At 46.1% G+C, this 24,590-nt stretch carries 21 protein-coding genes; 12 read left to right on the forward strand and 9 right to left on the reverse strand.

The features are described 5' to 3' along the window. Positions 1-375 precede the first annotated feature (375 nt). Positions 376-1,962: a response regulator gene (locus T491_RS0110570; protein WP_197018853.1), complete on the forward strand. Its 1,587-nt coding sequence runs from the start codon at positions 376-378 to the stop codon at positions 1,960-1,962. Here the strand turns inward: T491_RS0110570 and T491_RS0110575 are convergent. After that, positions 1,883-3,316: a sodium:solute symporter gene (locus T491_RS0110575; protein ID WP_028903860.1), complete on the reverse strand. Its 1,434-nt coding sequence runs from the start codon at positions 3,314-3,316 to the stop codon at positions 1,883-1,885. The genes T491_RS0110570 and T491_RS0110575 overlap by 80 nt on opposite strands. 113 nt (positions 3,317-3,429) lie before the next feature. Here T491_RS0110575 and T491_RS0110580 point away from each other — a divergent pair, with 113 nt between their 5' ends. Beyond that, entirely contained in the window at positions 3,430-4,791 is a 1,362-nt protein-coding gene (locus tag T491_RS0110580; RefSeq protein WP_028903861.1) for a TrpB-like pyridoxal phosphate-dependent enzyme, read from the forward strand. A 60-nt stretch (positions 4,792-4,851) separates the two neighbouring features. On the opposite strand, the gene T491_RS0110585 is transcribed toward T491_RS0110580, so the two are convergent. Together T491_RS0110585 and T491_RS0110590 are read right to left on the reverse strand one after the other, a co-directional pair. Then, entirely contained in the window at positions 4,852-5,634 is a 783-nt protein-coding gene (locus tag T491_RS0110585; RefSeq protein ID WP_028903862.1) for a hypothetical protein, read from the reverse strand. 198 nt (positions 5,635-5,832) lie between these two features. Next, entirely contained in the window at positions 5,833-6,354 is a 522-nt protein-coding gene (locus tag T491_RS0110590) for a hypothetical protein (protein WP_028903863.1), read from the reverse strand. A 191-nt stretch (positions 6,355-6,545) separates the two neighbouring features. On the opposite strand from T491_RS0110590, the gene T491_RS0110595 reads away from it, so the two are divergent. The 4 genes from T491_RS0110595 to T491_RS16325 all read left to right on the forward strand — a co-directional run bounded on the left by T491_RS0110595 (position 6,546) and on the right by T491_RS16325 (position 12,204). Beyond that, complete coding sequence (locus T491_RS0110595; RefSeq protein ID WP_028903864.1) at positions 6,546-7,409, forward strand: helix-turn-helix domain-containing protein; 864 nt, start codon at positions 6,546-6,548, stop codon at positions 7,407-7,409. A gap of 577 nt (positions 7,410-7,986) precedes the next feature. Further along, positions 7,987-8,814: a hypothetical protein gene (locus T491_RS0110600; RefSeq protein ID WP_028903865.1), complete on the forward strand. Its 828-nt coding sequence runs from the start codon at positions 7,987-7,989 to the stop codon at positions 8,812-8,814. A gap of 22 nt (positions 8,815-8,836) precedes the next feature. Then, entirely contained in the window at positions 8,837-9,691 is an 855-nt protein-coding gene (locus tag T491_RS0110605) for a hypothetical protein (RefSeq protein ID WP_155950111.1), read from the forward strand. A 197-nt stretch (positions 9,692-9,888) separates the two neighbouring features. Further along, on the forward strand, positions 9,889-12,204 hold the full coding sequence (locus tag T491_RS16325; RefSeq protein ID WP_155950112.1) for a hypothetical protein: 2,316 nt from the start codon (positions 9,889-9,891) through the stop codon (positions 12,202-12,204). 44 nt (positions 12,205-12,248) lie between these two features. On the opposite strand, the gene T491_RS0110615 is transcribed toward T491_RS16325, so the two are convergent. Genes T491_RS0110615 through T491_RS0110625 form a run of 3 tightly spaced genes read right to left on the reverse strand, consistent with a single transcriptional unit; the run spans position 12,249 to position 13,881 of the window. Continuing rightward, complete coding sequence (locus tag T491_RS0110615) at positions 12,249-12,710, reverse strand: DUF4293 domain-containing protein (protein WP_028903867.1); 462 nt, start codon at positions 12,708-12,710, stop codon at positions 12,249-12,251. A gap of 1 nt (position 12,711) precedes the next feature. Then, complete coding sequence (locus tag T491_RS0110620; RefSeq protein WP_028903868.1) at positions 12,712-13,050, reverse strand: DNA-directed RNA polymerase subunit omega; 339 nt, start codon at positions 13,048-13,050, stop codon at positions 12,712-12,714. Between the two features lie 3 nt (positions 13,051-13,053). Further along, positions 13,054-13,881, reverse strand: a complete 828-nt coding sequence (locus tag T491_RS0110625; RefSeq protein ID WP_028903869.1) for an outer membrane protein assembly factor BamD — start codon at positions 13,879-13,881, stop codon at positions 13,054-13,056. 109 nt (positions 13,882-13,990) lie between these two features. Between T491_RS0110625 and uvrB the strand changes: the two genes are divergently transcribed. The 4 genes from uvrB (at position 13,991) to T491_RS0110640 (ending at position 19,304) form a co-directional block, all read left to right on the forward strand. Further along, positions 13,991-16,030 carry an excinuclease ABC subunit UvrB gene (uvrB, locus tag T491_RS0110630; RefSeq protein WP_028903870.1) on the forward strand — a complete coding sequence of 680 codons (2,040 nt, stop codon included), beginning with the start codon at positions 13,991-13,993 and terminating at the stop codon, positions 16,028-16,030. A 146-nt stretch (positions 16,031-16,176) separates the two neighbouring features. Continuing rightward, entirely contained in the window at positions 16,177-16,797 is a 621-nt protein-coding gene (locus tag T491_RS0110635; protein WP_028903871.1) for a DUF4468 domain-containing protein, read from the forward strand. A gap of 2 nt (positions 16,798-16,799) precedes the next feature. Next, positions 16,800-16,964, forward strand: a complete 165-nt coding sequence (locus T491_RS17925; RefSeq protein WP_197018854.1) for a hypothetical protein — start codon at positions 16,800-16,802, stop codon at positions 16,962-16,964. 3 nt (positions 16,965-16,967) lie between these two features. Beyond that, positions 16,968-19,304, forward strand: a complete 2,337-nt coding sequence (locus T491_RS0110640; RefSeq protein WP_028903872.1) for a putative porin — start codon at positions 16,968-16,970, stop codon at positions 19,302-19,304. On the opposite strand, the gene menA is transcribed toward T491_RS0110640, so the two are convergent. Then, on the reverse strand, positions 19,301-20,215 hold the full coding sequence (menA, locus tag T491_RS0110645) for a 1,4-dihydroxy-2-naphthoate octaprenyltransferase (RefSeq protein WP_028903873.1): 915 nt from the start codon (positions 20,213-20,215) through the stop codon (positions 19,301-19,303). The two genes, T491_RS0110640 and menA, sit on opposite strands and share 4 nt — an antisense overlap. 68 nt (positions 20,216-20,283) lie before the next feature. Between menA and T491_RS0110650 the strand changes: the two genes are divergently transcribed. After that, positions 20,284-20,940 carry an HD domain-containing protein gene (locus tag T491_RS0110650; RefSeq protein WP_028903874.1) on the forward strand — a complete coding sequence of 219 codons (657 nt, stop codon included), beginning with the start codon at positions 20,284-20,286 and terminating at the stop codon, positions 20,938-20,940. A gap of 130 nt (positions 20,941-21,070) precedes the next feature. Here T491_RS0110650 and T491_RS0110660 read toward each other — a convergent pair whose 3' ends face one another. Next, complete coding sequence (locus T491_RS0110660; protein ID WP_028903875.1) at positions 21,071-21,967, reverse strand: RluA family pseudouridine synthase; 897 nt, start codon at positions 21,965-21,967, stop codon at positions 21,071-21,073. Between the two features lie 71 nt (positions 21,968-22,038). Continuing rightward, positions 22,039-23,445, reverse strand: coding sequence for a glucuronate isomerase (gene uxaC / locus T491_RS0110665; RefSeq protein ID WP_028903876.1), 1,407 nt, complete (start codon positions 23,443-23,445; stop codon positions 22,039-22,041). A 98-nt stretch (positions 23,446-23,543) separates the two neighbouring features. On the opposite strand from uxaC, the gene T491_RS0110670 reads away from it, so the two are divergent. Then, positions 23,544-24,581: an asparaginase gene (locus T491_RS0110670; protein WP_028903877.1), complete on the forward strand. Its 1,038-nt coding sequence runs from the start codon at positions 23,544-23,546 to the stop codon at positions 24,579-24,581. Positions 24,582-24,590: the final 9 nt, after the last annotated feature.

Here is a 24,590-nt window from a genome sequence, read left to right on the forward strand (position 1 = left end):
TTTTCACCAAATTACTTAAAAAACTAAATTAATCAACCATAAACCTTAACCATTAAAATCTTTTTCTGCTGCAAATATACATCAAGTTTTTTAAATACGTGTTTAAATTAAGATTTTTAATGTTTAAAATGCGTGATTTAACTAAAAATCAACATAAAATCATCATTTTTAAACATTTTAACGCTTCAAAAAGCAAATTTTATCGAAATAATTAGGCTCGTATTAAAAAAATAACTATTTTTGCACAAGTCAATTTTATCAATAATGGACAGCCGTTTACTATTAACCCTCCTAATAATGGCGATAGTGACCATTATTTTCTTCGCAGGAAGACGTCTGTATCTGCGAAGCCAACAAGTACGGAGAAGAATTCAGATGAGTGCGATTTTTACAAATATCACGCACGAGTTACTCACCCCGCTTTCAGTCATCTCTGCTTCAGTAGACAAACTTCGTGATACGGAACCCCAGTATTGTCACGAATATGATCTGATGCAATTCAATATCCAGCGCATGGTAAGGCTACTGCAACAGATATTGGAAACCAGCAAATCAGAGGCTGGCCAACTCAGACTGATGGTTGCTCAAGGCGATGTGATGAAATACATCCGCCAAACAGCAGAATGTATTGGGCCACTCATTGCCAAAAAGGACATGAAATTCACCATCACCTGTCAACCAGAGAGCATGATGGGGTGGATTGATACTGACAAATTGGACAAAATCATCTATAACCTTCTGTCGAATGCTGCAAAATACGGCAAAGAAGGCGGTAATGTTTCCATCAGTGCCATCACCAATACCAATTACGACGAGATAGAAATCACCGTGAGCGATGATGGAGACGGCATATCCCCCAAACAGATGAAACACCTGTTCAAGCGTTTCCATGATGGTGACTATCGTCAACATCAAACGATCGGCACAGGTCTGGGCCTCTCATTGACACGTGATCTGGTGTATCTGCACAAAGGAACCATCAATTGTAAAAGCGTAGTTGGGCAAGGAACCGAGTTCATAGTAAAACTACCTATTAATAAAGAAGCGTTCGCTCCTAATCAGATAGATGAACAGCACAAGATAGACTTCAATATTCCAAAGAATGCGATTGTTGATATCAACACGATTATACCAGATATAAATGCAGACCCAGAAGAGCCTACAGAGGATGGCTACAAGCTGCTTGTAGTTGAGGATAATCTGGAACTTCTGATGCTGATGCAACAACTGCTTAAGTCGAGCTACCATGTGTATATAGCCCGAAATGGCAGCGAAGCCATGAAAGTGATTCGCGAAAAGGATCTCGACTTAATCATCTCTGATGTGATGATGCCCGAGATGGATGGACTGGAACTGACAAAAGCCATCAAAACAGACCCCAATTTCAATCACCTGCCCATCATCCTCCTGACAGCAAAGACCCAGGAGGAAGACGAGAAGGAGGCACTCCAATGCGGTGCCGACGAATATCTCAGAAAACCATTCCGCCTGGGTGATCTGAAACTACGCATCGATAATATCATTGAGAACCGAAAGCGAATGCAGACGGAATACAGTCAGATGTCGGCAGAAGAAGAGATACACCATATTTCGAAAGCCCCAAATCCTGACGAGATCTTTGTCAACCACGTATTAGAACATATTCATGCCCATATTGATGACGAATCCTACGATAGAGACGCATTAGCTGCTGATATGGGAACCAGTGCTTCTACCTTATATAACAAGCTGCGCTCAATTACAGGCATGAACGTATCGACCTTCATCCGCGATGTCAGAATGAAAGAGGCCAGACGACTGGGCATGGAGAATCCTAATCTGAGAGTCAGCGATTTGGCATACAGTGTTGGATTCCACGACCCACGTTATTTTGCCACATGCTTCAAGAAGCAGTTTGGCACTCAGCCGAAGGAGTTTTTGGAGAGTTTGCAGAACTTGAGACGAGGAGGCCAAGAAAAGTAAACGCACCATTCATCATCAATAGTTCATAACCGAAGTGATAGCCTGCCAAATACCAGGTTAATGCATCAATGGCATAACACACCAATGGCGATGCTATACAGATATATGGCACATAATGGTCACGAGGCATACGCTTGGTCAACATGCCAAAGGCAAAGAGGCCTAAAAGCGGACCGTAGGTATATCCGCAGATGGTATAGATGGCATCAATAACGCTGGTAGAGTTCAGCATTCTGAACAACAGAATCATCACCACAAACATCAGACTGATCATCAGATGCGCCCGTTTGCGTAGTATTTCGTCACCTGCCCTACCCCTGATATCCACACAATAGCTGGTAGTTAGCGAGGTCAAGGCAGAATCAGCACTCGAGAACGATGCCGCCACGATACCTATTGTAAAGGGAACCAATACCGACAGTCCGCTACGCTGAACGAATCCAGGCAGCAGCGCATCAGACACCCCACTCTCGCCCAGCATCACCAACAGAGCCCCCAGCGAGAGGAACAACAAATTAGCAGGTACAAAAGCCACGCCATACGTACACATATCCTTCTGGGCTTCGCGCAGCGATTTGCAAGTCAGGTTCTTCTGCATCATATCCTGATCGAGGCCCGTCATCACAATGACGATGAACACACCACTCAGAAACTGCTTCCAGAAATTCTGCTTCGAAACCCAATCATCCATCACAAACATCCTGCTATGTTCATCGGCAGCTATGGCACTAACAGCCTCAGGTATCGTCAATCCCAATTCGCCCACCACCTTATATATAATAAGGAGAAGAGCAGAGAACAGACAGATGGTTTGAAATGTATCCGTCCAGACCAGCGTCTTGATGCCCCCGCCCCGTGTGTATAACCAGATAAGGGCAACCATCGCCGATACGGTTACCACAAACGGGATGCCCATCTCATCGAATACGAACTGCTGCAGAATCATACAGACCACATAAAAACGCACCACGGCGCCTATCATCTTAGATAGCAGGAAAAACGAGGCCCCAGTCTTGTAGGCACGCTGCCCCAATCGCTGTCCCAGATAGGAATAGATGGTTGTCAGGTTCAGGCGATAATAGAGGGGAAGCAGAATGAAAGCCACAGCGATATAACCCAATATAAATCCCAAACAGGTTTGCATATAAGTCATATCGATTTGGGTCACCATACCCGGCACTGACACAAAGGTCACACCAGATATCGAGGCTCCCACCATGCCAAATGCCACCATATACCAAGGCGACTGACGATTGCCGCGAAAGAAGGTTTCATTCGTAGCACGCCGTGCAGTCAGTCGGCTGATAGCGAACAAAACTGCAAAATAGCCTAATATTATTGCAATCATCCACATAATTGGGTGCAAAGTTACACTTTTTTTCAAAATTATCAATTACCAACTGTCAATTATCAACGAAAAATGTTATCTTTGCAGTCGGAATTCCAAATTCTAAAACGTATTATATTATGTCTAAACAAAAAAAATTCATCCTCCAAGAGAGTGAGATTCCCACACAGTGGTACAACATTCAGGCAGACATGCCAACCAAACCAATGCCTCCCATCCATCCTGCCACCAAGCAGCCTCTGGGTGTAGACGATCTGGCACACATCTTCCCTCGTGAGTGCTGTGTACAGGAGCTTGATACTGAGCATCGCTGGATTGATATTCCAGAAGAGGTGCTCGAGAAGTACAAGTTCTATCGTTCTACTCCATTGGTACGCGCCTATGCACTTGAAGAGGCTTTGGGAACACCTGCCCATATCTATTTCAAGAACGAAAGCACCAACCCATTGGGTTCACATAAAATCAACTCTGCCATTCCTCAGTGCTACTATGCCAAGCAGGAAGGCACCACTAACGTAACCACCGAAACCGGTGCCGGACAGTGGGGAGCAGCCCTTTCATACGCTGCCAAAATCTATGGTCTCGACTGCGCTGTTTATCAGGTAAAGATTACCATGCAGCAGAAGCCATACCGTTCAAGCATCATGCGTACCTTTGGTGCTGTGGTAGAGGGTTCACCTTCGATGTCAACCCGCGCCGGTAAGGACATCCTGACTAAGGATCCTACCCATTCAGGTTCATTAGGTACAGCCATCTCTGAGGCTGTTGAGCTGGCTACAACTACACCAAACTGTAAATACACCTTAGGTTCGGTATTAAACCACGTAGGTTTGCATCAGACCATCATCGGTCTTGAGGCCGAGAAGCAGATGGAGATGGCTGGCGAGTATCCTGATATCGTGATTGCTTGCTTTGGTGGTGGTTCAAACTTCGGTGGTATCGCCTTCCCATTCATGCGCCACAACCTGTGCGATGGCAAGAAGACCGAGTTTATCGCTGCCGAGCCCGACAGCTGTCCTAAGCTCACACGTGGTCAGTTCCGCTACGACTTCGGCGACGAGGCTGGTTATACCCCACTGCTGCCTATGTTCACCCTGGGTCATAACTTCAAGCCCAGCAACATCCACGCTGGTGGTCTGCGCTATCATGGTGCAGGTATGATTGTGAGCCAGTTGCTGAAGGACGGTCTGATGCGTGGTGTCGATATTCCACAGCTCGAGACCTTCGAGGCTGGTATGCTGTTTGCACGCACCGAGGGTATCATCCCTGCTCCAGAGAGCTGTCACGCTATCGCAGCCACTATCCGTGAAGCCAAGAAGTGCAAGGAGACAGGCGAAGAGAAGGTTATCCTCTTCAACCTCTCAGGTCACGGACTTATCGATATGCCAAGCTATGATTCATTCATCAAGGGCGACTTGCAGAACTACACCGTTACTGACGAGATGATTGCCCAGAACCTGGCCGAACTGGATAAGCAGTAATCCTATTTTATCTGAAATAGTAATCCCCACTCGTTTGTGAGTGGGGATTATTGTTTTTGTTTAGAATATGCGTCCTGTTATCGTAAGTTTCAGCACTGGATAAACTGTCAACTTATCAATAAGCTTCGAAATGTCGTCATCGCTATCATTCAACTCGTTTATCTTAACCTCCTTATTGTCCTGATATACTTTAAGTTTTCCCATAAACTGGCAGCCAGCCTCGAAACGGAAACCTACGCGATGCTTGGGTACCAGGCGTCCCACACCCAGTCCGACATATGGACGGAAATTCTTTACGCGGATGTCACCGTTGATATCACCCTTGTCGTCAAACTTAACATTATATTTGTCAAGTTCGGCAGAGATGCCATTCAGAATCACGTCTTTAAATGCAGGATAATCTTCGATAATACCCTGTATAGCGTCGCTGTGACCATTCAGTTTGCCAAGCTTCTCGCCGCCAAACGAGAAACCACCAGCCACGAAGAAAGTGGAATTACCTCCGAATGGATAGATATTCAGCTTCACATCCATCGTTGTGCGCTTCAGGTTTCCTGTAATTTTTACTTTGTCTTTGCTGGGTACATATACTGGTATGTCGGGAGAAATGTTGTAATTTACGTTAACGTCTCCTTTAATCTTGATGCCTGGCATAAAGTTCACACCAGCACTCAGTTCCAGATAGTCGGTAATAGGTGCAGCTACACCCACACCGATACCCTCGGTGCTTGCCGATACATTCAAACCTACGTGGTTAAAAACCCCACGCTCATAAGACTCTTGTGCCGATGCAGTAGTTATTCCCATCAACAGCATTAAACATGCAATCAGTCGTTTTTTCATAAGCTTAATTATTTCAGTTAGAACTCTTTCGATATTTCTCAATTGCAAAGATAAAGATTATTATTGATATTTGCAAGAAATTATATTTAAATTCTAATTAAACTATTAGTAAATGCCATTCTGAGTATATAAAAATCTACTTCTTCTCCATCTTCATTCAAGTTAGATAAGAATCCGCCTCAGGCTTCCTATTCTCATTCACCAACTTATATTCGACTTGTAGAAATAGGCTATGGTCAGACGGTGATGGGTTTCGTTGTCTGAGGTGGTGGCGATTTGGCCTTGGCTTGCGTCGTAGTATTGCGGCTCCTTGAGGAAGAAGAGGCGGCTGGCCGTGTCGCGCACCCAGAATGTAGAATCGGGGTTTATGGGCATTCCTGCCTTCTCGAATATATTGAGGAGGCTTGGGTCTTTTTTTAGGATATCTAGCACAGTCTGTAGTTCTTTCATCAACGGGAAACGGAAACTGTAATATGTGTCGAAGTTAAAGCCCTCGTACTTGTCGTCCTTACAAAAAGGTTTACCACCCTGCATCGTGATATACTTACGGGGTGTCTTGCCCAGTACTTTCAGCAGAATGCCGCGCTGACCCTCGGATTCCTCACGTATGCAGATGTATCGCGAGGTTATCATATACTCATATTTCTTGTTGATTTGTGAGGTCAACCATGGTAAATCTGCGATTTCGCCTAATGTAAAGCTCTTCTTGTCTGTTTCCATTCCTATTAAATATACCAATCTATGTTCAGAGATTTTTAAAATTTCGGCAAAAGTACTGCTTTTTTGTGAGGTGTACAACTATTGCAGAAATAAAATATTGTCGATTCTTGTCCTTTTATTGTCAAAAAGTGTGATTTTCTGATGAAATTTGAAATAAAAGTTGTAATTTTGCAGCCATAAATGTCAAAAGAATGATGCAGACAGAGCCAACGTTAGCACAGTTGTTACAGTTCGTTGAGCAAAACGGAGTGCGTGTGGATAAGGAGATACACGGTTTCCACTTTACGGGCGAGGATATCGTGTTTCCTCATGTAGTTTCTCTTTTATGTCTTCGCGGTAGTGCGCGTGTCAAATTCGACATGCAGGAGTTTACAATTGAAAAAGACGACTATGGAATCCTCATGCCCGGCCATGTGTATCGAAGCATCGCGTGTTCAGACGATTTCACTTATACACGCGTTTTTATCTCTGCAGAAATGATTAGCGAGCTGAAGGCGCATGCCTTTAGTCATGATTCACACAAGTTCAACTACGCGCCACACTGCCATCTTACCGATGTGCAAGCCAAGCGCATGATGGCGTTGCTCGAACTGTTAGAAGCCATTGCTTCGCACGACACCACTGACCTGCAACTGCGGCGGCAGATATTATTGTCGCATCTGGCTGTGGGCTACGAGTTTGTCAATTACTATCGTCGCGAGCAGGACAGACAATGGACGGAGAGCCGTCCGGCTACGATTTACAAACAGTTCTGCGATCTGGTGGTAGAACACTACCGCGAGAATCGCAATGTAAATTACTATGCGGGGCTGATGCACTACGATCCGCGTTATTTCTCAAAAATATTCCGTCAATACAGCAACGGTCTCTCGCCTTTGGAGTGGATTCAGCAGTATGTAGCAACACAGGCGAAGCTTATCATGGATATTCATCCCGAAAAGACGGTCAAGGAGACAGCCTACCAACTCGGTTTCTCATCCACCGCTAATTTCTGCCGATACTACAAGCGTGCCACCGGCATATATCCGCAGGAGTATAAAAAGAAACATGCATAAATAACGTGGTAGGTGATTGCCGATTTTGAAGGATTTTTACAAGGCGGTACTTATCTAGGAGATTGCCGTAACTTATCTATGAGATACCCGTAATCTATCTACCAGATACATTACGGCTCGTTTTTTGCGGGCCCGTGAGGAATTTTTTTCTCTCTAACTAGGGAAATAATTTTTCTGTATTTGAGCGCTGGCACGCATAGCAACACGCAAGATTTCTGCTCCGTACAAGCGGCAGCCACGAGCTATACACTCACAACGAAAAAACAATACATTTGAGCCGCACAAACAGTACATTTTCACCATCCTGAGCACACACACGCTAACAGGTAAACGTTGCAGCGTTGCCGTTGCAACGTTGCAATAAGGACTATCCTACCCCTACACAGGATGGATATCCGATATATATTAGCGGATTATGATAAATAGAAATAATTTAAAATAGTTATTATACTCCTTCATGCAACGTTGCAACGGCAACATTGCAACACTTGCTCGCAACAATAGCCTCGAAAACATTTGGTGGGTTAAATAAAAAGCCGTACCTTTGCAAGCAGTAACAGTAAACTTACCCAAATTTATGCAATACAAAATAGAATCACTTGAAAAGCTTGACCAACTATTGGCCGATCCGCAGTTTGACATTTGCCGTCGCGAGGGGCAAACACCGCTGCAAGCATTGGCTTGGCACTTGATAACTCACAAGCCATTCGATATTAACGTTATATTAAAAGGTACGTGCGCGCGCGAAGATACCATAGTTTGCGAGCCGCATTGGAACGACGATGACTTTACGGAGCAGATAAACGCCATGTACGCCCCACAGTTCACACTCGACAACAAAGAACTGCGAACATGGCTGGAAACCACACCGCTGCACGATGTTGCCGCATGGACAGCCTACATAGTACGACGTGTGGAGTTGGATAAGATATCGAACTATTACGATGCCGCCCAGGATTTTTATGCCGACAGCTGGTACGAATGGAGCGACTACGAGAGTGGCAAGCTGGCAGCAAAAGATTTTGTAAACGTAGTGATAGCCAAAGTTGACGAGGTGAACGCTCACATAGCCGATGGCAAGCAGCACGGCTTATCGATGGACGAGATAGTACTGCACGATGCCATGTGGGGATTGCTACCTAAGAACATCGACGACGAACTGGGTGCTATTGCACGCGACACCCTGAAAACCGCCATCAGCAGTCTGCCCTCACGCCCATACATCTGGAGCGAGGCTGGAAAAGAAAACTATGCACAGGACATGGTAAAAATGGCAGCCGAAAAACTGCAAGCACAGGGCTACGACATTAATTACGGCAAAGGCTACTCGATAGAACAAGGCTACCTGCTGGATTACTTCAGCCGCCTGTATTGGAGAGAAGCTGCAGCAAAACCCGAGGATTAACCACACAAAAGCTAGCAACACTATGAGAAGTTTTGACGAAGAAGCCCCCCACTCAACAGCGCGCAAAGAATTCGTAAATCTTTCAGATAGCGAACTCAACAAAACATTTGATTTAACCGCAATAAGAAGTGAGGTTTACAGATTGATACGCAATGAGGGCACCAAGCCCTGGAATATAAAAGAACAAGAACTGCTGGAGACCGACAGCGACAAGCGTGCCGAATGGATATTTGCCACCCGGCTATTAGCTTCGTACGGCACATCCATACCACAGATTGAGCATCTGCTAAAATCGGCCCCACCTGCATTAAAACTCCAAATGCTAAGTAAGAAACGTACCGAACTCATTAACCAGTTTGCTGGCACCGAGGCAGGGCAACATTGGATGATGTGCATGAAGGAGCAAGATGGATGGAAATATGTAGCGCAGTATGCCTATGGTGCAAACGGCATACAGGATTCGGGGTTGTTGGATAGATTTATGCTGATGCTCGACCAGATAGCGATTATCCACGACGTAATTAATGGTCGTGGTCGGAAATATGGTTTCGACATAAGTATAGTAAGTACAGAGAGCATAAATGCCACCAAACAATACTGCAAGCATCCAGAGCATGCACATTTAATTTTGCAACTACTGCACAAGATGATTGATGGCCAAAACACGCCTAAACGTTCATCGCGCCCTATACGCGCAGCACTCCAATCGGGTGCATTCTGCGAAAGGCCCTCGTACGCATGGTTCGACAACGAATTTGGTAACTCATGCAAGAACGACAGTTCAAGCTATTACTCATATACCGACATGGAGAAAGAATGCCCGTACGACGACAAGCTCTATGATGAATACAAAAACGATTTCAAGAAATTCAAATAAAGAATTATGTCCGAGCGGGTGTCCGAAAAACCACCCGTTCGGACTACACAACAAACTATTTTCGGACTAAGAAACCACCCATTCGGACACCTCCGGAAGAATCCAATCTTGCATTATTTTTATTACTAGTTTTGCACTCGCTAAGGTCAAACGAAGGCACGGTGCCGGGGAGGCCTAACCAGCAATACTAGTAATATATGCGACGTATTTTTATTGTGAATGGAAAAAAGATGGCACAGCCCATCAACTCGAAGGAGGAGTACTTTAACCTGCGCAACAGCGAGCAGAACCGAATGCGCCTAGCACTCGCCAGAAAGGGCGACGAAGTGGCCAAGAAACAGCTACTGCAGATGGCCTACAACGACTTGATGCCCGACGGCAAAGTAGAAGGCGCCTGCCACCCCAGCTCGATGTTTGCCTACGACATTGATTGCGAAAGTCTGGTAGAGAGCAACCGCATCGCCAAGAAGCTGATGGAGATGAAAAGCGAAATCGGCCTGCTGGAGATGAGCCGCTCGGCCCGCTACGGCCTGCACCTGGTGCTGCGCCGCGAGAAAGGTAAGACCATCCTGGAGAATCAGGTACGCGTATCCATCCTCACCCAGACCGAGATGGATAATGGGGCGCACGACCTGGGACGTGTGATGTTTACCACCACAGCCGATGCCGAAGAACTGCTGTACCTGGACGACGCCATCTTTGATGAGACAATGACCATCGAAGAGAGCGAACAGGAGTACAAAACATTGAAGGAGCGCGAGAAGCTGGGACTTGAAGAGGTACCCGCAGGCGCCAAGAAGGCCAACAAGCACTATCGCCCTTGGGAGGACAGCTGCACCAAAACAGCAGTCCAGCCCGCGATGGAAGTTACTACTATTAATGATGTACCCGCGAAGCCCGACATGCGCTACCTGAAAGTGTTCGACCTGTTTATGGAAGAGGCAGGACTCACAGAGCGTTCGCTGCAGATAGAGGGTGTACGCCACAACTCGCTGCTAAGCATTCTCTCGATAGGTGCCAGCCGATTGATTTCTAAGGCACAGATGATTGCAGTAGTGCGCCATCGCATGCCTGAGTATGCTACTGAGGATGATTGCCAGAAGCTCATCGACGACTTCTACAAGAAAACCGATCCCAACGCAGCCCTTACCAAGCGCCAGCGTGAGATACTGGCCGAGGCCTTTGGCGACAACGACGATGAAGAAGCCATCGAAGCCGAAGATGCCCAGGAAACCAGCAACAAGCACCGCCGCAAACTGATAGCCAAACTGCTGCCCTCAGGCCTGCGTGAGCCCGTAATGGCTGCACCTAAGGAGATGCAGATGAACGTACTGTGCGCCATCATGCCCATTGCAGCCACCTATGCCGACCAGGTAGAAGTGATGTATGCCGACGAGAAGAAGCAGTACCTCGGACTGATGTCGATTATCGTAGCCCGCCAGGCAGGTGGTAAATCGGGCTGTAAAGAGGCCGTAGAGTGCTGGATGAAGATTCTGAAAGACGAGTCGGATGCCTATCGCCGTCAGGAGGATGAAATCAAGCAGAAGAACAAGTGCCGCAAAGCCAACGAGCGCGCACAGGAGATGCCTCAGTTACCTATCCGCAAGCTGCCTATCACGGTATCGAACTCTACCTTGCTTAAGCGATTTAAAGGTGCACCCGGACATTGTCTGTACTCGTTCTGCGAAGAGCTCGACACCCTGCTGAAGACCAATTCGGCAGGCAACTGGAGCGCCAAGTACGACATCTATCGCTACTCGTTCGACCGTGCTGAATGGGGCCAGGATTACAACAGCGATCAGGCCGAATCGGGTGATGTACAGGTTATCTACAACTGGACCATCTTTGGCACCTACGGCTCGTTCAACAAATGTTTCCAGCGCGACAATGCCGAGAACGGACTAGGAGGCCGCGTACTGATATCTGAGCTGCCCGACACCCGTTTTGCCAAGATGCCCAAGTACCGTCCCTTGTCAGACGAAGAACAGGAAGCCATCCAGCAGGCAGCACGCCGACTGAGCGAACTGAAAGGCTACGTTGACACGCCTCGCCTGCGCAAAGCTATCAGCAAATGGGTTGAAGGCAAGCGCATACTGGCCCTGAAGAACAACGATGAAGTGATGGATAACTTCCGCCGCCGTGCAGCAGTCATCGCCTTCCGTTGTGCCGTAGTGTTCTATCTCCTTTCAGGTGAGGAGCGCGAATCAAAGGTCTGTGTAGATTTCATGCTGATGATGGCCGACTACTGTCTGGACACGCAGATGCGCATGCTGGGCAATATGATTGAGAGTCAGCAGGCACAGAACGCCCCCGCCGAGGTTCGCACCATCAGCGACAAAACCACCTTCGACAAACTGCCCAAGGAGTTTACCTACGCTGATGTGAAGGATGCCAAAGGCCCTGGCTACAGCGACTCATCCTATCGCAGCTCAGTAAGCCGATGGAAAAAGTTCGAACTAATTGAAGAAATCGGAGTTGGCGCAAACAAAAAGTTCCGAAAGAAAGTGGCATAACCTTAACAATAATCCCCTCCAAAATGTGGAGGGGATTACTGTGTTTATCGGATTCTGTCCATCGAGCGGACCAGCTTTTCATCTGCCAGGATAGCTCGGCGCGCCATCAGATAGAGTATCAATGCGATAGCCGGGAACACAGCCGGCCATGTGGGACGGAAACTAACGGCTCCCCACGACTTATCGCCCACCATCTGACCTACAACAAAGAATACCACATACCAACCAATGATAAACAACACATTGAAGAGACAGAACAACGCCTGCATCTTGCGGTTGTTATACATAAATATGGTATAGGCAGCAATCGCTGTAGTAGGCAACAGCACAGCCATAAGAGGCCAGGTATCGAAATGGTGCTTGCCAACTGGATCGGTAAACCAAAGATTATACACTCTGGCCACCTCGATGCCTCCCAGCTTAAACGAGCCTATCTGCATACAAAGACAAATGACGGTCATAATAATGGCCGCCAAAAGATATAATGTCTGCTTACGCTGTATCATATTAATCTTCCTGGTTCTGGTTCTCGCGAGAAGGATCACGCCAGTAAACCTTATCCTCAATAAACTCCTGAGTAGCCAGAAGACTTGGTTTTGGCAGCTTTTCGTAGTAACGAGAAATCTCGATCTGCTCACGATTCTCGAATACCTCCTCGAGCGAATCGTTGTATGAAGCGAACTCAGCCAGCTTCTTTGAGAGATCGTCCTTAATCTGCAGGCTGATCTGATTAGCACGCTTGCCAATGATAGCTACGCTCTCGTAGATATTACCTGTGTCATCACACAGATCCATAATGTTACGTGTTACGGTGTTAACCGGTGCTTTTGACTTCTTATAATCCATATCTTAATCTTTAATAACTTTTTTGCACTTATTGATATATTTCTCTGCCAACTGGGCATTCTTTGACTCGGGGAACTCGTTCAGGAATCCATAGCACTCATCCTCTGCATCACGATAGCGGTCCAAGCGTTTCTCTTCCGAACTGTTCTCAGCCAACTCGAACTTTGCTTTCATAATCAGCAGCATCAAGTCCTCGCGAATACTGCAATAAGGATAGCTCTTCAGACAATTCTGAGCCGTAATGATGCAGGCATTATAGTTACTCTCATCATTCGAGTTGATATTTCCGAAATAGCCTCCCAGATTGTAGTAGAGTTCTGCTGAGAGATACTCCTTCTGAATCAGTTTATCATGCAGCTCATAAAGACGAGCCTGCGCCTGAGAACGGAGTTGCGACTCAGGGAAGAGATCTATGAACTGCTGATAGGCAGTGATGGCACCATTGGTAGGCGACTGATCGAGACGGGGTTCTGGCGCACTCTGATAGAGCGACTGACCAACATAGAAATAAGCCAGTTCAGCATAAGTACCACGAGGATAGCTGGACGTATATTTCCTGAAGGTCTCCGAAGCAGCATCGTAATCCATATTACCATACTGAGCCATACCTAACATATAAAGACATTCCTGAGCCTCATCAGAGCCCTTCTTGATAGTCACCAGTTCTTCCAGAAGCGTAGTAGCCTGCTGGAACTTTCCACATGCGAATGCCTCTTTTGCGTACTCATACTTATAATCAGCGTCTCCATACTTGTAGACACTGTTAAACTCAGAGGCGCAACTGCTAACAAGCAAGGCCACACATGCTAATGTTATGATACCTTTATTCATATTCGGGGTGCAAAATTAGCACTTTTCGCGCAAATAACAAAGTTTTAATACATGTTTTTGGTGTTTTTTGATGTTTTTTTAATAACTTATTCGTATCTTTGCACACTCAATGAGTAAATTTATACTAACATCGGAATACAAACCTACAGGCGACCAGCCTGAGGCAATACGCCAACTGACTGAAGGATTGGATCGCGGAGACCGTGCTCAAGTACTACTTGGAGTCACGGGCTCAGGTAAGACGTTTACAATGGCAAACGTCATTGCCCAGCACAACCGCCCCACCCTGATTCTGAGTCATAACAAGACCCTTGCTGCCCAGCTATACGAAGAAATGAAGGGCTTTTTCCCTCAGAATGCAGTCGAATATTATGTAAGCTATTATGACTATTATCAGCCAGAGGCATATCTACCGAGTACAGACACTTATATCGAAAAAGACCTGGCTATCAACGACGAGATCGATCGCCTAAGACTATCAGCCGTATCTAACTTATTATCAGGCCGCAATGACGTAGTCGTTGTATCATCAGTTTCATGTATTTATGGTATGGGCAGCCCCGTTGCCTTACAGGAGAACGTGATAGAACTGAAAAAAGGCCAGATTCTCGACCGCAACGCCTTGTTAAGAAAGTTAGTACAGGCTTTATACGTCAGGAACGATCTGGATTTGCAGCGCGGCAACTTCCGCGTAAAAGGCGACACCGTTGACATAGCAATGGCTTATAGCGAGGTGGTGCTCCGCATCACATTCTGGGACGACGAGATTGACGCCATCGAAGAGATGGATGCTGTAACCTTCGACCGTCTGGCCAGCTTCGACGAATACCGCCTCTACCCCGCCAACCTCTTCATGACCTCGCAAGAGCAGACCAACATCGCCATCCACCAGATTCAGGACGACCTGATGAAACAAGTACTCTTCTTCGAGGAAGCAGGCGACTCCATCAAAGCCCAGCGCATCAAGGAGCGTGTAGAGTACGACATGGAGATGATCAAAGAACTGGGGCATTGCTCTGGCATCGAGAACTACAGCCGCTATTTCGATGGCCGAAAAGCCGGAGAACGCCCGTACTGTCTGTTGGATTTCTTCCCCGATGACTACCTGCTTATTATCGATGAGAGCCACGTCAGCGTGCCTCAGATCAGCGCCATGTACGGAGGCGACAGAAGTCGCAAGCAGAACCTCGTAGAATATGGTTTCCGCCTGCCTGCAGCCTTCGACAATCGCCCGCTGAAGTTTGAGGAATTCCAGGAAGAGGTCAATCAGGTCATCTACGTCAGCGCAACACCAGCCGACTACGAGCTAAACGAGGCAGAAGGCGTTGTCGTAGAACAAGTCATCCGCCCCACAGGACTGCTTGACCCGGAAATCGAAGTCCGCCCCAGCGAGAATCAGATAGACGATTTAATGGACGAGATCCTGACCCGCAGAAATCGTGGCGAACGCGTACTCATCACCACCCTGACCAAACGTATGGCCGAGGAATTGACCGAGTATCTACTGAACCACAGCGTAAGCACCGCTTATATCCATAGCGACGTAGCCACACTTGATCGTGTAAAAATTCTAAGCGACCTACGCCAAGGCGTCTACGACGTATTGGTAGGCGTCAACCTGTTACGCGAAGGCCTTGACCTGCCCGAAGTATCGCTCGTAGCCATCCTCGATGCCGACAAAGAAGGATTTCTGCGCAGCCACCGCAGCCTGACACAGACAGCAGGTCGAGCCGCCAGAAACGTCAATGGAAAAGTGATTATGTACGCCGACACCATCACAGCTTCAATGCAACTGACTATCGACGAGACATTACGTCGCCGCATCAAGCAGATGAGGTATAACGAGGAGCATCACATCACTCCAAAGCAGATTATTAAGAACCTGACGTTCAGCGCCTTACAGAAAGAGAACAGAGCCGATACCAAGGAACTGATACGCGACATCTCCCTGGCAGCAGAGAATGGCGACACTGGCAAAATGATAGCAGCCGATCCAATTGAGCAACGCATGACCAGACCACAGATGGAGAAGCTGATAGAAGAAACGACCAGGAAAATGAAAGAAGCCGCTAAAGCACTCGACTTCCTACAAGCTGCGCAATACCGCGACGAAATTGTTCGCCTACAAAAGGAACTGGAACTGAAGTAAGAAGTAAAAGCAATTAGAAATAGTGGATAGTTAAACGTGAAAATATACAAAAAAAACAAAAGCAGTAGCAAATTATTCACTATTCACCTTTCACTATTCACTAAAAATTAGTACTTTTGCACGGTTTTATTAATATAACAAAGAAAATGAAAAAGTTTTTGATAGCCATCCTGATGGCAATGCCCATGTTAGCAGCAGCTCAGGATAACACCTGGGAACGAATAGAACAGGAACCCGTTCAAAAAGAGAATCCTGATGCCAAATATCTGGCAGAAGGCGCAGTCCCCGTTGTTGACGGCAAAGTTTGCTGGCAGACAACCATCACTGCTCCAGGCAAGTCAGCTCAACAAATCTACGACATCCTGCTCAAGCAGATGACCAAGATGGTGAACGAGCCCAACCAGATTGCCAATAGCACCATAGCCCTTCAGAATTCAGAGACCTACGAATTGGGCGCCGTCTTTCATGAGTGGTTGGTCTTCAAGAGTTCAGCGCTTTCGCTTGACCGCACGAAATTCAATTTCCAGCTATTTGTTAAGTGCGCTAACGGAAAGGCTGAAATCAAAATAACACGTATCACATACGATTATGATATGGATCGCAAGCCTGTTCACTATGATGCAGAAACTTGGATCACAGACAAGTATGCAGTCAACAAGAAGCGCACTAAGCTTTATCCGCTCTCTTCTAAATTCAGAAGAAAAACAATAGATCGTAAGGACTTCATCTTCAACAAGTTCAATACGCTGCTTAACGAAAATAATTAATAATGAATAAAGATCAGATACGCAACATACTGAATATCATTTTTATGATTATGGCCGTAGTGGGAGTCATCTGGTACCTGACTTCCGATAAGACTACGGGAACCTATATTATCCTGTTTTCGATGTGCTTTAAGATAGCAGAATCATCAATGCGAATGATCAAGTAATCCATGTACAGAAGACTTACTACACTTATTTTAGCACTGCTGACACTTAGCCAACTAAGTGCCCAGACTGATCGTCAGTTTAATCAAATTGACGAGGACGGAAACATCTCTCAACGAAGTGGTAACGGAAACTTCAACAAACACAGCAAGGATACGACCCAGAATAAAGTAATCCCCAAGGGACTCTATTCATGGACTATCGATAGGAGATTCGGCGATGTAATTCCTACAGAGCCAGACACCCTGTCCCATCTGTTTATGAACACCACCTTCAACACCGGCATGTATGGCGACTACAACACCACTGGTAACAACTACAGTGCCCGCATGAGTCGTATATTCATTGACCGTCCATATGGCGAGTATCATATATTCACAGAGCCCTACAGTTTTGTCAAGAAGCAGCCCGATGCATTTCTTTTTATGAATACTCTATCGCCATATACCAGTATACTCTATGACAATTGTGGCGACAAGACCAATGGCGAAGACCATATAGATGCAAAATTTGCCGTCAACGCCAATAAACGTCTGAATTTCGGCTTCGACCTTGATTATGCCTATGCTCGTGGCTACTACAGCAACCAGAGTATCGCGCATTTTAACGGAACCATCTTCTCCTCTTATCTGGGCGATCGTTATCAGATGCATTTCTTCTTCAACGCCGCTCACCAGAAGACTGCCGAAAACGGAGGTATCACTTCTGACGACTATGTGACCCATCCTGAATCATTCACCGACAACTACACAGAAAGCGAGATTCCTACCGTACTTTCTAAGAACTGGAACCGCAACGACCATCAACACATCTACCTATCCCATCGCTATAATCTGGGATTCTATCGCATGGTCAAGATGAGTGATGAAGAAATAAAGGCACGACAGTTTGCCAAGGAATCACAAAAAGAGCATGAAGCTGACATAGAAAAACAACATCAGGACATAAAAGAAAGCCGTAGGAACAAGGAGCAGCCCAAGCCTACAGGTCGCCCTGAAGGAGCAAAGGTGATGGGCAAAGAACCTCAGCAAGACCAACTCACCATAGCCGCAGATACCACACGTATCAAAGTTGACGGACAAGCCGCTATCGATAGTCTGAATCATCTTCAAGCCATCCAGGATTCTATCGATGCGACCATGAAGAGAGAGTATGTACCAGTGACAAGTTTCATTCACACACTCGACATCGACAATTACAACCACATCTATCAGGCATACAACGCCCCTGCGGACTATTATAAGGACACCTATTATAATCAGGGCCTGAAATACGGCAATGACTCCATCTACGACCAGACCAAGCATTTCCGTATCAAGAACACCCTTGGACTGGCACTTCTTGAGGGATTCAATAAATATATGAAGGCAGGCTTAAAGGGATTTGTCACCTATGATTATTGCACCTATTCCATGCCTGATATCGAAAATGGCAACCTATTCTGGAATAATTGGAACGAATACGATCTGAGCATAGGCGCCCAACTCAGCAAAACTCAAGGCAAGACGCTGCACTTCAACGCGACTGCAGAGACATGGATAGCCGGAGCCGACAAAGGCGACTACACCATCGACTTCAGCACCGATCTGAATTTCCCATTGTTCGGCGATACCGTTCAACTGGCAGCATCAGCCTATTTATACCATTGCTACCCAGTGTTCTTCCAGTCAAAGTATCATTCAAAACACCTCTGGTGGGACTTGAATCTTGATCAGGAGACACGTAGTCGCATTGAGGGCACATTCAGTTACCAGAAAACCGATACGAAGTTACGTGTAGCTATCGATAACATCAAGAACTACACCTACTATGGCATGAGTTACGACTTGACAGCAGACGGAGGACGCAAGAATATGACGGCATCCGTACTTCAGGAGAGCAAAAGCCTGAATATACTCACAGCCCAGATTCATCAGAACTTCCGCATAGGCGCATTAAACTGGGAGAATATTCTCACATATCAGAATTCAAGCAATCAGGATGTACTGCCATTACCCGATTGGAACATCTTCTCAAACCTCTATCTGAAGTTTAAGATTGCCAAGGTTCTTGGAGTTGAATTGGGTGCTGATGCCACCTTCTTCTCAAAGTATTACGCCCCCGACTTCTGCGCGGCCATCAACCAGTTTGCTGTTCAGAAGAACGAGGAAAGTCGCATCAAGTTAGGTGGCTATCCGTTTGTAGACGTTTATGCCAACATGACGTTAAAGGGTGTCAGATTTTTCTTAGTGATGAGCAATGTAGTAAATGGTGGAGGCAATCACATGAAATTCCTCACGCCACACTACCCCGTCAATGGTTCAGTACTTCACTTCGGCGTTTCCTGGCCATTCTTCAACTAAAGAAGAATCACTCCTAAGCTAACGCAGACACCATAGATAAAGATATTACGCGCTGTTTCTCCTAAGCAGAGATTCAGCGCTTTTCCTTGGTATATACGCTTCATCTTCAAATAGGTATAGAAATGAAGCATCAGGTATATAAAAGGGAATAAGAATGCCAACACGTGTCCGTTCATTAGGAAAGTACCGCCCAAGATGACAGCCCCGACACCAACGCCAACATACAGCTGCAAACCAGCCTCAGCTCCCAAACGCACAATAATCGTTTGTTTACCCGCTTCACGGTCATTATCCCTATCACGGAAATTATTTACTATCAAGAGCGCATCAATGACCAAGCCACAGGCTATCGAAGCCAGAAAGACCTGCCAACTGACAGTATGCAACTGAACATAATATGTACAGCAAACCGGCACTATACCAAAGAATACCAGCACCAGGATATCACCCAATCCCTGATAAGAAAACCAAGTAGTATAAAGAAAGGCGAAAACCACGCACAACATACCGATAAGCACCATTTCCCAACCACCAAAGTAAACGAGCGGTAAGCCAATCACACACGCCAAACAGGTAGTCAGAGCAATAGCTTTCTTCATAGAATCAAGTTTCACCCATCCTTGTGCACAGGCTCTACGCGGCCCCAAACGCGTTTCGGCGTCATCGGTACCATTGACAAAATCATAGAAGTCATTGATGAAGTTCGCATCAATCTGCATTGCGAAAGCAAAAAGCAGACATAGTATGGCAGCTGTCCAACTGAAAATGCCTTCACCATACAAAGCCGAATCAGCATAGGCTAAAGCCACACCAATCATTACAGGAACAGCCGCTCCAGACAACGTTTTAGGACGAGCCGCCAGCAACCACGCTTGAGCCGAATCTATCACAATTTTCTTATCTTCTGCCATTATTTTCCAATTTTTCTTGCAAAAGTAACTACTTTTTTGTAAATTTGCAAAGAAAAATAAAACTTTTTATGACAAACAATACACCAAGTCTGGACCTTGTGGAGTTTATCGAAACACAGATTCTCCCTAAATATGCAGAATTTGACCGTGCACATAATCTGGAGCACGTAACAAGGGTTATACGTAATTCTCTCGAGCTGATCAGAGCAACAGGAGCAGACATCGACATGGTTTACACCATTGCAGCCTACCACGACTTGGGAATGTGCGGACATCGTGCCGACCACCATATCCGAGGTGGCAAGATATTAGCCTCAGATGCACGACTGAAGAAGTGGTTTTCCCCCGAACAGATCAAGATTATGAAGGAGGCCGTTGAAGATCATCGCGCCTCAGCCAGCCGAAGTCCCAGATCTATCTATGGAAAAATTGTAGCTGAAGCCGACAGGGATATCGATCCAGAAAGAATCATCCGCCGTTGCATCCAGTTCGGAATGGCCAACTATCCGGAAAAGACAGAAGAAGAACACTGGATTCGTTTTAAAGAACATATGGCCAACAAATACTCCAAGGAAGGATACATCAAACTATGGATTCCCAATTCACCGAATGCCAAACGTCTCAGCGAACTGCAGAACATCATCGAACAGCCTCAGCAATTACGCGAAGCCTTCGACCGGATTTTTGCCGAAGAGATTGCTACCCCAGATACAAATAGTAAATGATAGCCAGAGCAACTGCCACTGCTATCAGAACAGCTGACTTGATGAGACAAGAAGCCGCCTTCTTAATCACCAAGAAAGCAACAATGATAGCAACGAGTACAAATATGTAATAACCGATATTTCCCATATTCTACTTAAATAATTTCTTGAATGGTGTGGGCACAGGCGTTTCGAATTCCATGGGCTCACCTGTTATAGGATGATGGAAACATAGCAACCAAGCATGCAGACACAAACGGTGGATAGGATCATCACCATTACCATATTTGGTATCACCACAAACAGGATGTCCCATATCAGAAGAGTGTACACGAATCTGGTTCTTCCGTCCTGTTTCAAGTTTAAACTCCACCAACGTATGCTCGGTTGTGCGGTCGAGCACATGATAATGGGTTACGGCATATTTTCCACCATTATCAGTAGGTGAAGAATAAGTAACGTATGCCTTGTTATCTTTCAACCAGTTAGCAATTGTACCTTCATCGTTCTCCATCTCACCAGAGCATACTGCCACATAGCGACGATCATACACGATATCATGCCAGTTATGTTCCAGTATCTGCTCTGTCTCCATGTCTTTTGCATACACCATCAGGCCACTCGTATCGCGATCCAGACGATGAACCACATGAGCCGTACATTTCTGGCGTGACTTCTTGAAATAATCATCGAGTACAGTCTTCACATTCAACGTTGAATGACCAGCTGCCATTGAAAGGATACCCTCGGCCTTCTCAATGACTATCAGCCACTTATCCTCATAGACAATCTTAACGTAACGGCTCTTAAACGACTGCTGGTTACGTTTGGTCTTACTAATGGCCACCTTCATGCCGGGCTCCAACTGGAAGTCAAACTGGCTCACGGTCTTACCATTCACCTTGATACCTCTACCCTGCAGAGTCGCCTTAATCTTCGTACGACTTTGCTGAACATTGGCCAACAGCCATTCTAACAATGGCATCGACTCGTTGACTACGAAGTGCTCGTAGTCACCCTCACGATTATATCCTGCGTTATATCTCATATTGGCGGCAAAGATACAAAAAAAACCGCAGATATTCGAATCTGCGGCATTTTTTTTATTAATCGAATGGATTAATAGAACTTGAAGTATCTTCTGGCATTGTTGTAACTGATATCCTCTACCATACGTCCGAGGATTTCCATATCACAAGGCAACAAGCCTTTCTCAACATCGTTTCCAAGGATATTACAGAGAATACGACGGAAGTACTCATGGCGTGGATAGCTCAAGAAAGAGCGACTATCAGTCAGCATTCCAACGAAGCGGCTCAGCAGTCCAAGTACAGAAAGCGCATTCATCTGACGTACCATTCCATCCATCTGGTCATTGAACCACCAACCAGAACCGAACTGGATTTTGCCTGGCTCACCACCCTGGAAGTTACCCAGCATTGTAGCAATCACCTCGTTAGCACAAGGATTCAATGTATATAATATGGTACGCGTGAGCTTATCCTTCATATTCAGTTTGTTGAGGAAGGTCGACATAGCCTTGGCTGTATTGAACTCTCCGATAGAATCGAAACCTGTATCAGGACCAAGCGCGTTATACATCTTAGTATTGTTATCACGGATAGCACCATAGTGGAACTGCTGTGTCCAGTCTGCATCAGCATCCATCTCTGCCATAACCGTCAGGAAACAGTTCTTAAACTGACGGATCTCCAAATTAGAAAGCTGCTGACCACGCATAGCCTTCTCGAAGATGGTCTCGATCTCAGAATCGGTATATTCCTCATCGTAGAACTCCTCGATACCATGATCCGAGAGTTTACAACCATTCTCAGCAAAGAAGTCGTGACGCTTCTGCAGGGCATCAACCATATCAGCAAACTTCACGATATTAACACCACTCACCTCGCTCAACTGCTCTACATACTTCGAGAACTCAGGCTTCTCAATGTTCATGGCCTTGTCAGGGCGCCATGCTGGAATCATCATAGGATCATCCTTTGCCTTTGTCTTAGCATACTCAATATGGTTATGCAGATCGTCGACGGGATCATCGGTTGTACAAACACACTCTACGTTATAGTGTTTCATCAGACCACGAGCAGAGAATTCTGGCTGCTGCAGTTTCTCGTTACATTCGTCAAAGATTTCGCGAGCAGTCTTGGGAGAAAGCTGCTTAGTGATACCGAAAGCGGTCTTCAACTCAAGATGAGTCCAATGATAAAGAGGATTACGGAAAGTGTATGGAACGGTCTCTGCCCACTTCTCAAACTTCTCCCAGTCGCTGGTATCCTTACCAGTGCAGTACTTCTCATCGATACCATTAGTACGCATGGCACGCCACTTATAGTGGTCGCCACCCAGCCACAACTCGGTGATACTCTTGAACTTGTGGTCTTTAGCCACCATCTCAGGAATCAAATGACAATGATAGTCGATAATGGGCATCTTAGCCGCATGATTGTGATACAAGTCCTGCGCCACCTGGGTCTCCAGAACGAAGTTATCATCATTGAATTGCTTCATAAAACTGTATGTTTATAGGTTCTTCTTAAATTTTTCTGCAAAGTTAATTAAAATCTCGAATAAAAGCACTATCTTTGCAAAAAAATAAAACGTAAACGATGACGTACCGAAGCAAAGTACTCCTGATATACACAGGAGGCACCATTGGCATGAACCGGAACCCACGAACAGGGGCACTGGAGCCATTTGATTTCGAGCACCTATTATATAATGTGCCCGAGTTGAAGCAGTTTGATATTGCAATTGAGACCTACCAGTTTGACCCTCCGATTGATTCGAGTGACATGTCTCCCCGTATGTGGACCGACATCTCGCATTGTATCGCAGATCATTATGACCAATACGACGGTTTTGTTGTGCTGCATGGCACAGACACCATGGCTTATACAGCCTCTGCCCTATCCTACATGCTCGAGAATCTGACAAAACCTGTCATTTTCACAGGTTCCCAACTTCCTATCGGGCAGTTGAGGACAGATGGCAAAGAGAACCTGATTACGGCCGTCGAGATTGCAGCCGCTAAAGACCGTGAAGGTCATGCGCTGGTACCCGAGGTAGGCATCTATTTTGGTGGGCATCTGCTTCGTGGCAACCGAACCACCAAACAGAGTGCAGAAGAATTCAATGCGTTCGAATCATTCAACTACCCACACCTGGTTGAGGCAGGCGTCAATATCACCTATCATCAGGACCGTATACTAAAACCAGATTGGGGAAAACCAATGGTTCCCCACTTCCGATTAGACAACAACGTGATTATATTCTCGCTCTTTCCCGGTATCCGCGAAGACTTGATCCGCCACATTATCCACACCCCAAATCTGAAGGCCATCGTCATGCGCACTTTCGGTAGTGGTAATGCGCCTCAACGTCCCTGGTTACTGAAAGCTCTTCGCGAAGGAACGCGCAATGGCAAAGTAATCGTCAACATCAGCCAGTGTATGCAGGGAGCCGTAGAGATGAGCCGCTACGATTGCGGATATCATCTGCAGGAAGCCGGAGTCATCAGTGGACGCGATTCTACCGTAGAAGCAGCTGTTACCAAACTGATGTTCCTACAGGCACATTATCCTGACGATCCGGAAACAGTTCGGAAGTATATGCAACAGAGTATAAGAGGAGAGATATCATATTAACGATATCTC

This window comes from Prevotella sp. P6B4 (assembly GCF_000619985.1).
Taxonomy (GTDB): domain Bacteria; phylum Bacteroidota; class Bacteroidia; order Bacteroidales; family Bacteroidaceae; genus Prevotella.

Excerpts from the sequence above, each read along its gene's own strand:
- T491_RS0110570 (WP_197018853.1), top strand. The coding sequence starts at position 376 with ATGAGTGCGATTTTTACAAATATCACGCACGAGTTACTCACCCCGCTT.
- T491_RS0110575 (WP_028903860.1), bottom strand. The coding sequence starts at position 3,316 with ATGTGGATGATTGCAATAATATTAGGCTATTTTGCAGTTTTGTTCGCT.
- T491_RS0110580 (WP_028903861.1), top strand. The coding sequence starts at position 3,430 with ATGTCTAAACAAAAAAAATTCATCCTCCAAGAGAGTGAGATTCCCACA.
- T491_RS0110585 (WP_028903862.1), bottom strand. The coding sequence starts at position 5,634 with ATGAAAAAACGACTGATTGCATGTTTAATGCTGTTGATGGGAATAACT.
- T491_RS0110590 (WP_028903863.1), bottom strand. The coding sequence starts at position 6,354 with ATGGAAACAGACAAGAAGAGCTTTACATTAGGCGAAATCGCAGATTTA.
- T491_RS0110595 (WP_028903864.1), top strand. The coding sequence starts at position 6,546 with ATGATGCAGACAGAGCCAACGTTAGCACAGTTGTTACAGTTCGTTGAG.
- T491_RS0110600 (WP_028903865.1), top strand. The coding sequence starts at position 7,987 with ATGCAATACAAAATAGAATCACTTGAAAAGCTTGACCAACTATTGGCC.
- T491_RS0110605 (WP_155950111.1), top strand. The coding sequence starts at position 8,837 with ATGAGAAGTTTTGACGAAGAAGCCCCCCACTCAACAGCGCGCAAAGAA.
- T491_RS16325 (WP_155950112.1), top strand. The coding sequence starts at position 9,889 with ATGCGACGTATTTTTATTGTGAATGGAAAAAAGATGGCACAGCCCATC.
- T491_RS0110615 (WP_028903867.1), bottom strand. The coding sequence starts at position 12,710 with ATGATACAGCGTAAGCAGACATTATATCTTTTGGCGGCCATTATTATG.
- T491_RS0110620 (WP_028903868.1), bottom strand. The coding sequence starts at position 13,050 with ATGGATTATAAGAAGTCAAAAGCACCGGTTAACACCGTAACACGTAAC.
- T491_RS0110625 (WP_028903869.1), bottom strand. The coding sequence starts at position 13,881 with ATGAATAAAGGTATCATAACATTAGCATGTGTGGCCTTGCTTGTTAGC.
- uvrB (WP_028903870.1), top strand. The coding sequence starts at position 13,991 with ATGAGTAAATTTATACTAACATCGGAATACAAACCTACAGGCGACCAG.
- T491_RS0110635 (WP_028903871.1), top strand. The coding sequence starts at position 16,177 with ATGAAAAAGTTTTTGATAGCCATCCTGATGGCAATGCCCATGTTAGCA.
- T491_RS17925 (WP_197018854.1), top strand. The coding sequence starts at position 16,800 with ATGAATAAAGATCAGATACGCAACATACTGAATATCATTTTTATGATT.
- T491_RS0110640 (WP_028903872.1), top strand. The coding sequence starts at position 16,968 with ATGTACAGAAGACTTACTACACTTATTTTAGCACTGCTGACACTTAGC.
- menA (WP_028903873.1), bottom strand. The coding sequence starts at position 20,215 with ATGGCAGAAGATAAGAAAATTGTGATAGATTCGGCTCAAGCGTGGTTG.
- T491_RS0110650 (WP_028903874.1), top strand. The coding sequence starts at position 20,284 with ATGACAAACAATACACCAAGTCTGGACCTTGTGGAGTTTATCGAAACA.
- T491_RS0110660 (WP_028903875.1), bottom strand. The coding sequence starts at position 21,967 with ATGAGATATAACGCAGGATATAATCGTGAGGGTGACTACGAGCACTTC.
- uxaC (WP_028903876.1), bottom strand. The coding sequence starts at position 23,445 with ATGAAGCAATTCAATGATGATAACTTCGTTCTGGAGACCCAGGTGGCG.
- T491_RS0110670 (WP_028903877.1), top strand. The coding sequence starts at position 23,544 with ATGACGTACCGAAGCAAAGTACTCCTGATATACACAGGAGGCACCATT.